Source organism: Klebsiella sp. CN_Kp106 (genome assembly GCF_040064575.1).
Lineage (GTDB): Bacteria > Pseudomonadota > Gammaproteobacteria > Enterobacterales > Enterobacteriaceae > Klebsiella > Klebsiella michiganensis.
This window is the reverse complement of the sequence record NZ_JBEAIG010000066.1, coordinates 25,526-34,734: the sequence shown is the minus strand read 5'-3', so window position 1 is coordinate 34,734 and position 9,209 is coordinate 25,526. Positions and strand designations below refer to the sequence as shown.

The following is a 9,209-nucleotide window of genomic DNA, read 5'->3' as shown; positions in this document are numbered from 1 at the left end:
CTTTCCTCTTTCAGAGTCAACCCGTTATTTCAGGATTTTTTCTCTTCAACCGACCGGGTTGTTTGTGAAGTGATTCACATCTGCCGTGTCGATGGAGGCGCATTATAGGGAGTTCCCGAGCATCCGCAATAGTAAAATTGCAGAAAAATGACTGACTGCTGCATTCCCCAGCAAAACCCCGCTTTATACCCTGTTACGCACAGAATTATCCACAGGTGGCGGCCGATACCCTCTTATAAAGGCCCGCTCTCTTCTCTCTATAGGGCGCGATCCTGGGCTAAAAAGAGAAAGATAAAAATTCGCGAGCGTTGCGCAAACGTTTTCGTTACAATGCCGCGCTATAACAAGGATGCCCGGTTGGGTGCGTTAGGTGAGTTTTTAGACAAAAATTCACCTAACGCTCTCTGTAATATTCAAATCCTGGGGATTTAATACCATGCAACAACGTCGTCCAGTCCGCCGCGCCCTGCTCAGTGTTTCTGACAAGGCCGGTATCGTCGAATTCGCGCAGGCGCTTTCCGCTCGTGGTGTCGAGCTACTGTCTACGGGTGGTACCGCACGCCTGCTGGCTGAGAAAGGTCTGCCGGTTACCGAAGTCTCTGACTACACCGGTTTCCCGGAAATGATGGACGGACGCGTGAAGACCCTGCATCCGAAAGTTCACGGCGGTATTCTCGGTCGCCGCGGCCAGGATGACGGTATTATGGAACAACACGGTATCGCGCCTATTGATATGGTGGTGGTTAACCTGTATCCGTTTGCTCAAACCGTTGCCCGCGAGGTCTGCTCGCTGGAAGATGCGGTAGAAAACATTGATATCGGCGGCCCAACCATGGTTCGCTCAGCGGCGAAGAACCATAAAGACGTCGCCATCGTGGTGAAGAGCAGCGACTACGATGCCATTATTAAAGAGATGGATGCCAACGAAGGCTCCCTGACCCTCGACACCCGCTTCGACCTCGCCATTAAGGCATTCGAACACACCGCCGCCTACGACAGCATGATTGCCAACTACTTCGGCAGCATGGTTCCGGCCTATCACGGCGAGAGCAAAGAAGCCGCGGGTCGCTTCCCGCGCACCCTGAATCTGAACTTCATTAAGAAGCAGGATATGCGCTATGGTGAAAACAGCCACCAGCAGGCGGCCTTCTATATAGAAGAAGAAGTCAAAGAAGCCTCTGTCGCCACTGCACAGCAGGTTCAGGGTAAAGCGCTCTCCTATAACAACATCGCTGACACCGATGCCGCGCTGGAATGCGTCAAAGAATTCAGCGAGCCGGCCTGCGTTATTGTGAAGCACGCCAACCCATGTGGCGTAGCGGTAAGTACCTCTATTCTGGACGCCTACGACCGCGCGTACAAAACTGACCCGACCTCTGCCTTCGGCGGCATTATCGCGTTTAACCGCGAACTGGATGCCGAAACCGCGCAGGCGATCATCTCCCGCCAGTTTGTTGAAGTGATCATCGCACCGTCTGCGACGGAAGAAGCCCTGAAGATCACTGCCGCGAAACAGAATGTCCGCGTCCTGACCTGCGGTCAGTGGACGCAGCGCGTACCTGGTCTGGACTTCAAACGCGTTAACGGCGGCCTGCTGGTTCAGGATCGCGATCTGGGTATGGTTACGGAAGGCGAACTGCGCGTGGTTTCCAAACGCCAGCCGACCGAGCAGGAACTGCGCGATGCGCTGTTCTGCTGGAAAGTGGCGAAATTCGTTAAATCCAACGCCATTGTGTACGCCAAAGAGAATATGACCATCGGGATAGGCGCAGGCCAGATGAGCCGCGTTTACTCCGCCAAAATCGCCGGGATTAAAGCCGGTGATGAAGGTCTGGAAGTGAAAGGTTCGGCTATGGCGTCCGACGCTTTCTTCCCGTTCCGCGACGGTATTGATGCCGCTGCTGCCGTTGGCGTGAGCTGCGTCATTCAGCCCGGTGGTTCTATTCGCGACGAAGAGGTGATTGCCGCCGCCGATGAGCACGGCATCGCGATGATCTTCACCGACATGCGCCACTTCCGCCATTAATTCACGGAGCAGACGATGAAAGTATTAGTTATTGGCAACGGCGGACGCGAACACGCGCTGGCCTGGAAGGCCGCACAGTCACCGCAGGTTGATACCGTTTTTGTCGCCCCGGGTAACGCGGGCACCGCGCTGGAACCGGCGCTGCAGAACGTGGCTATCGGCGTCACCGATATTCCGGCGCTGCTGAGCTTTGCGCAGAGCGAGAAGATTGACCTGACCATCGTTGGCCCGGAAGCGCCGCTGGTAATTGGCGTTGTCGATGCGTTCCGTGCCGCAGGGCTGAAAATCTTCGGCCCAACGGAAGGCGCGGCGCAGCTTGAAGGCTCCAAAGCCTTTACCAAAGATTTCCTCGCGCGTCATAACATCCCGACGGCGGAATACCAGAACTTCACCGAAGTCGAGCCCGCGCTGGCGTACCTGCGTGAGAAAGGCGCGCCGATCGTCATCAAGGCCGACGGCCTGGCCGCCGGCAAGGGCGTGATTGTCGCCATGACGCAGGAAGAAGCGGAAGCCGCCGTTCACGACATGCTGGCAGGTAACGCCTTTGGCGACGCCGGACACCGCATCGTCATTGAAGAGTTCCTCGACGGCGAAGAGGCGAGCTTTATTGTGATGGTCGACGGCGAGCACGTCCTGCCGATGGCCACCAGCCAGGATCATAAACGCGTGGGCAATGGCGATACCGGCCCGAACACGGGCGGTATGGGCGCTTACTCACCGGCGCCGGTGGTAACCGATGAGGTTCACCAGCGCACCATGGAACGCATTATCTGGCCAACCGTAAAAGGTATGGCAGCGGAAGGGAACACCTACACCGGTTTCCTCTATGCGGGCCTGATGATCGATAAACAGGGAAACCCGAAGGTTATCGAGTTCAACTGCCGCTTTGGCGATCCGGAAACCCAGCCGATCATGCTGCGCATGAAATCGGATCTGGTAGATCTGTGCCTCGCCGCCTGCGACGGCAAGCTGAATGAGAAAACCTCCGAGTGGGACGAACGCGCCTCGCTGGGCGTGGTGATCGCCGCCGGTGGCTATCCGGGCAACTACAGCACCGGTGATGAGATCCACGGCCTGCCTCTGGAAGAAGCGGCTGACGGCAAGGTCTTCCACGCCGGTACCAGACTCGCTGATGACGATCGCGTGCTGACCAGCGGCGGCCGGGTGCTCTGCGCTACCGCGCTGGGTCACACCGTCGCTGAAGCGCAAAAGCGCGCTTACGCCCTGATGAGCGATATCCGCTGGGACGGCAGCTTTAGCCGTAACGACATCGGCTGGCGCGCTATTGAGCGTGAGCAAAACAGCTAACGGCTGAGCTTTGCCAGCAGCGTTTTGCGCGTAATGCCCAGCTGACGGGCGGCTTCAGTTTTGTTGCCGCCCGTTTTTTCGAGCGCCACCAGGATCGCTTCTTTCTCGACTTCCACCAGCGGCTGAATAATATCCTCGCCGTGCGGCGCGTCCGAAACCGACGTACCGGCAATCGCCAGCGGCAGCTCGCGTTCCGAGATATACTCTCCGGTCAGCAGGACCACCGCCCGCTCTACCGCATTTTCCAGTTCGCGAATATTCCCCGGCCATGCGTAGTGAATCAGTAAGTCCATCGCCTGCGGCGTAAACCCCTGCACCGCTTTGCGGTTACGCTCGGCATAACGCTGCAGGAAATAGCGCGCCAGCTGAGGGATATCCTCCTTGCGCTGACGCAGCGGCGGCATATCGATAGTCACGACGTTCAGGCGATAGTAGAGATCCTGACGAAAACGTCCGGCGCTGACCTCTTCAGCTAAATCCCGGTGGGTGGCGGCAATTAGCCGTACATCGACCGAAAGGGTCTGATTGCTGCCCACGCGCTGCACTTCACGCTCCTGAATCGCCCGCAGCAGGCGCACCTGCATCAGCGGTGAAATATCGCCAATCTCATCGAGAAAGAGCGTACCGCCGTCCGCTTCAACAAAACGCCCTTCTCGCCGTTTGTCCGCGCCGGTAAAGGCGCCTTTCTCGTGACCAAACAGCTCCGACTCCAGCAACGACTCGTTGAGCGCGGCACAGTTGAGGATCACCAGCGGCCTGCGGCTGCGGGCGCTGCTGGCGTGCAGCGCCCGCGCGACCAGCTCTTTCCCGGTGCCCGACTCGCCGTGAATTAATACCGTCGCATCGGAGGGGGCAACCAGGGCAATATTATTCAGCAGCGCCCGCATCGCCGGGCTATCGCCCACCATGCCAAACTGGGCCGCGGGGGGGCTACCCGCGACGGGTGACTCGCTCAGCCGCGTATGGGCCAACGCCTCAGACAGCGTCTGCTGCAGCTTGTCAAAGTCCAGCGGCTTGATAAGGTAGTCCAGCGCACCGGATTTCAGCGCCTCCACTGCGGTATCGACGCTGGAGTACGCGGTCATGATCAATACCGGAATCGACGGATTCCAGGTTTTGATCTCTTTCAGCGTTTCGATGCCGTCCATCTCGGCCATGCGGATATCGCAAAGCACCAGATCAAACACCGTCTGACGCACCTGTTCCAGCGCCTGTACACCGTTGTAGGCCAGCGCAACCCGGTATCCCCAGCCCCGCAACAGCGCCTGTAAGATAGTGCAGTGGCTGATGTCATCGTCCACCACCAGAATATCGATCTGCTCGCCACTCATCCTTGTTCATCCTTTTGTTGCCCGTTGACCGGCAAATAGAGAGTAAATAGCGCGCCTTCGCCGGGGGCGCTCTCGGCGTGAATCGTTCCGCCGTGCTGCTCGACAATGTTCTGCACCACCGCCAGGCCCAGCCCGGTGCCGTCGGCCTTGGTCGTGAAGTACGGGGTAAAAATGGCCTGTAGCTGTTCCGCCGTCATCCCCTTGCCGCTGTCCGCAACGCTCACCTTTACTCGCCCGTCGCCGCATTCCCTCACCGCCACCGTAATCACGCCATCGCGGCCAATAGCATGGACTGCATTGAGATAAAGGTTCAGCAGCACCTGTTTCAAACGATCCGGATCGGCCTGAATGCGGCATAGCGCGGGCTGCGCGGTGAACGCGAGCGTTATCGCCCGGCTGGCGGCATCCTGGCTAATCAGCTGAAGCGAGTGCGTAATCACGTCATTCAAATCAACCGATTGATACGTTAAATGCGCCGGACGCACCAGTTCCAGCAGCTCGCTGACGACCCTGTTCAGGCGATCGGCTTCCTTCGCCATCACCTGGGCCAACTGATGCGCTTCGCCATCGGCTGGGGTTCGCTCGGCAAAATACTTTGCCAGCCCTTTTATAGATGACAGCGGGTTGCGGATCTCATGGGCAACGCCCGCGGCCAGATGACCAAGCGCCACCAGCTTTTCTTTACGCGCCGTCGCCTCCTGCAGCTGCTTGCGCGAACGTTGATAGCGGCGGAACCAGAACTGCGCCAGCAACGTTGCCGCCATCACTACGCCCGCCGCGCAGAGCATGATAACCATATTACGCAGGCTACGGGCATGGTCGGCATCCAGCTCGCGGGTATCAAAAGCAATAAAAATAACCTGGGGAGCCTGGGTACGCAGCCCGGCAGCTTCGCGACGCATCATCATGCGCATATGATGCCCGCCGCCGTTAAGCGGGCGAAATTGACGATAAATCTCCAGCGCCGGTTCCGGTTTTTCGAGCCGGCGCCAGCGCTCCTCGCTCCCAATATTCAGCTCACGCAGAGTGCTGGCAGGATAGAGCGACTCACCAACCCGCCGCGGGTCGCTATGGGCAATGATTTTACCGCTCTCATCCGTCACAGCGAACCACAGCACGCCAGGCTGCCAGGCCATCTCCTCCAGCAACGCCTGCAGTTGGGAATGATGCATACGCATTCCCATGCCCACCCGGGCGCCGGACTCAAGGGCGCGAATCAGCACGCTGCCCTTTTCCTGGATAGTCTGGCGCGCGGCTTCATTTTCACGGCCATAATCACGCACGATTAACGCAGAGAACAGGCATACCAGCAGCAAGATAAGGCCGGTTAACAACCAGCTCAGCCAGACGGCGACGGAATCCTTAGACAACCACATCGCGTTCATGACAACTCCCTTTCCTCAGACACCGTATCGCTCAGCAGAAATCATGCCATTTTTCCGTCCCGTCTAACCGCTTCTCAGGCGCAAACCGGGAAGGCGATCGAGTAAAAATGACCCGCAGCCTCCTTGAACGCGAGTCATTTTTACTCGCTCTCGTCTGGCTGGAAGGCGCTCAATGCCCGATATCCTGCGGCCTTTCCATTCTGGCACAGAAGATGCAAATCATTGAGAAACCATAAGCCAGGAGAATAAACTATGAAACGGAACAAAAAAATGACGCTGACGCTGATTGCCCTCGCCGCGCTGACTTTCGGCAGCAGTTCAGCCTGGGCAAGGCACCACTGGAATAACGGCAGCGGAATGGGCCCCCAGGGCTACAGCCAGCTCACCACCGATCAGCAGGCCACTGCTCAGAAGCTGCATAACGATTTCTATGAACAAACCCGCGTTTTGCGTCAGCAGCTTCAATCAAAACGCTACGAATACCATGCGCTGTTAACCGCGGATAAGCCTGACAGCGCGAAAGTCGAATCCATTGCCCAGGAGATGGAGGTTCTCGGTCAACAGCTGGCCCAGCAGCGGGTGAAGTTCGATCTCGCGTTAGCGCAGGCGGGTATTTCTCGCGGTGTGGGTATGGGACCAGGGAGCTGCGGCGGAGGCCGCGGTCATATGGGGATGAGCCACTGGTAAGGCTCAGAAGCTTTTTTCGGTCGGCTGCCAGGTGCAGAAATCTTCGTTTGCCACCAGCAGCAGCTGAGAGCCTTCAGGCGCTTCCAGCCACGCCACGCTGACCTCAATGGATGAGTGATTCTGACGTCGCTCAATATGCGCCAGCGCCTGCGTATCGAGGTCAGGCTTCACGGTCTGACCTTCACAGGTGGTCACCGTCCTGTTGGCATGCCACCTCCCCTGGCGCAGCATAACGCGTCCCTGACGCAGAGCGTCGCTGGTCTGGCGTATTTGCTCAGCGCGATAGCGGTATAGCGCGACCTGATCGCTGGAAAGCTGCTGCTTCTGCCCATCGATTTCACGCTGCATAAAGCTGAGTTCGCCCTGCGCATCAAACCGGGCGCGAATATGTTCCGGCGGTTTACCGTAGACGTTGAGTTCAATCAGCGCGAGCTGGCCATCCTGCCAGCGGTACTCGCTGGTCGAAGTATTACCATGACGCCATGGACTGAAGGCGGCAAGGAGATGGACCTCGCCGTTAGAATCTTTGCGCCAGATACGCATCGCCCCCTGGTTATCCGCATATCCGCTGGCGGTAAACGGCGGGAGAGAGGAATCATGGCTGCAGGCAGTGAGCAGCAATACGCCTACCAGCGCCAGCGTGCGGCGCCAGGTAGACAAAAGGGGCCGACAAGCCCCTTCGATAAAACTGTACACTGCCACGCGGTCTTACTTAACTGCGTCTTTCAGAGCTTTACCAGAAACAAATGCCGGTACGTTTGCTGCGGCGATTTTGATTTCATTACCGGTCTGCGGGTTGCGGCCAGTACGCTCAGCGCGGTGGTTCACTTTGAAGGTACCGAAACCAACCAGTTGAACAGCATCACCTTCTTTCAGAGACTCGGTAATTGCAGCCAGGGTAGATTCCAGGGCAGCTTTCGCCTGTGCTTTGGACAGGTCAGCTTTGTCCGCAATTACATCAATCAGTTGAGTCTTGTTCATAAGTTATCCTTACAATGTGTTTATCGCTTGCTAAGCATCGAGTGCGACGGAAATGCCTGAAAAGCACTCTCCTGCATACACGCACCGATAGCCACGTTTTTTCGCCCCCCAAATGTAGACCAGACGGGGGGCGGAATGGAAGCCTTCAGACGCTACAATTCAGGCGGTAAATCACGTTTTCTGGTCTCATTGCTGAAAATTTATACCAATATTGCTCTCGCCGGCCTCGCGAAGGTCTGCACGCAGCCCTTTGATCAGTTCAATATCGCGTTCTTCGCAGTCGGCCAGAAGACGGAAAATTTCCCACTGAATATCCCATTCTTGTTCGACTGCCGGGTTTTCCTTGAGCTCTTCGTCGGTCATTTCGCGACCAGCCTGGGTCATTTCCAGCATCGCAACGGTGGTGATCGAGCTCTTGCTGACTTCAATAGCATGTTCGAGCGTTTCGCCGCTCAGCCGCGAATGAATCAGCTCACTCAAGGCCACGCAGGCATCAATGGCCGGATAGACGCCGTACAGGTCGTAATCATCAGCGGCCGGAATCGCCTCTTCCAGCTTTTCCAGTTGGCTGTCGAAATTCACCTTCGCATCTTTTACCGTCAGCGTTTCCCAGATCAGATCGAGAATACGGCGATAAAGCTGGCCATCGGCGAACTCAGTTTGCTGACAGAACATGGCGTAGTTGGGGTACATCCGCTCGCACAGGCAGGCCATAAAGGTCACGTGCTGCCAGCTTTCCAGCTTCTCCAGACGCAGATGAATCGGGTTTTGTAACATGATGAAATCTCGAAGTCAGAAATTAGCCGCAGTGTACCTGAATCAGTCGTGATTTGCTTGCCAACGCACAAACGCCGGACGCCGGGACGCCACGGCATCAGCCCAGCGCGTCGGTTCAGGCAGGCGGTAGCCTTTCAGGCAGCGCTCCACCCACATCAGCGCGCTATCCAGGCCCACGCGGTGCCCGGTACTCACAAACAGGGGATTACAGCGCGTTTTACTGCGCAAAACCCACGCCAGCTGCTCGCCTTTATCTAACAACGGCGCCAGCGCGCCGGGCTCATCGCCCAGCGGCTCGAACTTACCGCACAGCCGTTTTTTCGCCACGCCGATGGTCGGCACATCCACCAGCAGACCAAAATGGCTGGCGACGCCGAGGCGGCGCGGGTGGGAAATACCGTGGCCATCAACAAATAAGAGATTTGGCTTCTGCGAAAGCTGCTCCCAGGCCGCCAGCAGCGCGGGGGTTTCGCGAAAGGAGAGGAAGCCGGGGATATAGGGCATCGTGGTCGCGACGCGCGCGACCTGATACTCCACCAGCTCCAGGGACGGATAGCTCAGCAGCACCATCGCCGCCCGGGTCACCTCTCCCTCTTGCTCAAATCCAACATCCGCTCCGCCGATCAGCGTCGGCGGATCCTGGTCCAGCCGATCGCCTCGTTCAACCGATGCCGCCAGGCTGAGCTGCTTGGTGCGTAGCGATGACAAATCCAT

General features: G+C 57.6%; 9 protein-coding genes. 3 read left to right on the top strand and 6 right to left on the bottom strand.

The features are described from left to right. Window positions 1–436: 436 nt before the first annotated feature. Window positions 437–2,026, top strand: coding sequence for a bifunctional phosphoribosylaminoimidazolecarboxamide formyltransferase/IMP cyclohydrolase (purH, locus tag ABLU96_RS21980; RefSeq protein ID WP_048263779.1), 1,590 nt, complete (start codon window positions 437–439; stop codon window positions 2,024–2,026). A 15-nt stretch (window positions 2,027–2,041) separates the two neighbouring features. Then, window positions 2,042–3,334: a phosphoribosylamine--glycine ligase gene (gene purD / locus ABLU96_RS21975; RefSeq protein WP_025107527.1), complete on the top strand. Its 1,293-nt coding sequence runs from the start codon at window positions 2,042–2,044 to the stop codon at window positions 3,332–3,334. On the opposite strand, the gene zraR is transcribed toward purD, so the two are convergent. Both zraR and zraS read right to left on the bottom strand, forming a co-directional pair. Next, window positions 3,331–4,665, bottom strand: a complete 1,335-nt coding sequence (gene zraR, locus ABLU96_RS21970; protein WP_032721071.1) for a sigma-54-dependent response regulator transcription factor ZraR — start codon at window positions 4,663–4,665, stop codon at window positions 3,331–3,333. The genes purD and zraR overlap by 4 nt on opposite strands. Beyond that, window positions 4,662–6,050 (bottom strand): two-component system sensor histidine kinase ZraS, encoded by a 1,389-nt coding sequence (zraS, locus tag ABLU96_RS21965; RefSeq protein WP_064406626.1) that lies wholly within the window; start codon window positions 6,048–6,050, stop codon window positions 4,662–4,664. Before zraS ends, zraR begins: the two co-directional genes overlap by 4 nt. Before the next feature lie 252 nt (window positions 6,051–6,302). Between zraS and zraP the strand changes: the two genes are divergently transcribed. Continuing rightward, complete coding sequence (gene zraP, locus ABLU96_RS21960) at window positions 6,303–6,737, top strand: zinc resistance sensor/chaperone ZraP (protein WP_064406629.1); 435 nt, start codon at window positions 6,303–6,305, stop codon at window positions 6,735–6,737. Between the two features lie 3 nt (window positions 6,738–6,740). Here the strand turns inward: zraP and ABLU96_RS21955 are convergent, their stop codons facing one another. The 4 genes from ABLU96_RS21955 to nfi form a co-directional block, all read right to left on the bottom strand. Then, the gene (locus ABLU96_RS21955; protein WP_004097677.1) at window positions 6,741–7,433 is read right to left on the bottom strand and encodes a DUF1481 domain-containing protein; all 693 of its coding nucleotides are present in this window, start codon (window positions 7,431–7,433) and stop codon (window positions 6,741–6,743) included. Window positions 7,434–7,445: 12 nt separating this feature from the next. Next, entirely contained in the window at window positions 7,446–7,718 is a 273-nt protein-coding gene (gene hupA / locus ABLU96_RS21950) for a nucleoid-associated protein HU-alpha (protein ID WP_004097675.1), read from the bottom strand. A gap of 186 nt (window positions 7,719–7,904) precedes the next feature. Next, window positions 7,905–8,495 (bottom strand): YjaG family protein, encoded by a 591-nt coding sequence (locus ABLU96_RS21945; RefSeq protein WP_004097673.1) that lies wholly within the window; start codon window positions 8,493–8,495, stop codon window positions 7,905–7,907. A 42-nt stretch (window positions 8,496–8,537) separates the two neighbouring features. After that, entirely contained in the window at window positions 8,538–9,209 is a 672-nt protein-coding gene (gene nfi, locus ABLU96_RS21940) for a deoxyribonuclease V (protein ID WP_064378466.1), read from the bottom strand.

Excerpts from the sequence above, each read along its gene's own strand:
- purH (WP_048263779.1), top strand. The coding sequence starts at position 437 with ATGCAACAACGTCGTCCAGTCCGCCGCGCCCTGCTCAGTGTTTCTGAC.
- purD (WP_025107527.1), top strand. The coding sequence starts at position 2,042 with ATGAAAGTATTAGTTATTGGCAACGGCGGACGCGAACACGCGCTGGCC.
- zraR (WP_032721071.1), bottom strand. The coding sequence starts at position 4,665 with ATGAGTGGCGAGCAGATCGATATTCTGGTGGTGGACGATGACATCAGC.
- zraS (WP_064406626.1), bottom strand. The coding sequence starts at position 6,050 with ATGAACGCGATGTGGTTGTCTAAGGATTCCGTCGCCGTCTGGCTGAGC.
- zraP (WP_064406629.1), top strand. The coding sequence starts at position 6,303 with ATGAAACGGAACAAAAAAATGACGCTGACGCTGATTGCCCTCGCCGCG.
- hupA (WP_004097675.1), bottom strand. The coding sequence starts at position 7,718 with ATGAACAAGACTCAACTGATTGATGTAATTGCGGACAAAGCTGACCTG.
- ABLU96_RS21945 (WP_004097673.1), bottom strand. The coding sequence starts at position 8,495 with ATGTTACAAAACCCGATTCATCTGCGTCTGGAGAAGCTGGAAAGCTGG.
- nfi (WP_064378466.1), bottom strand. The coding sequence starts at position 9,209 with ATGGATTTGTCATCGCTACGCACCAAGCAGCTCAGCCTGGCGGCATCG.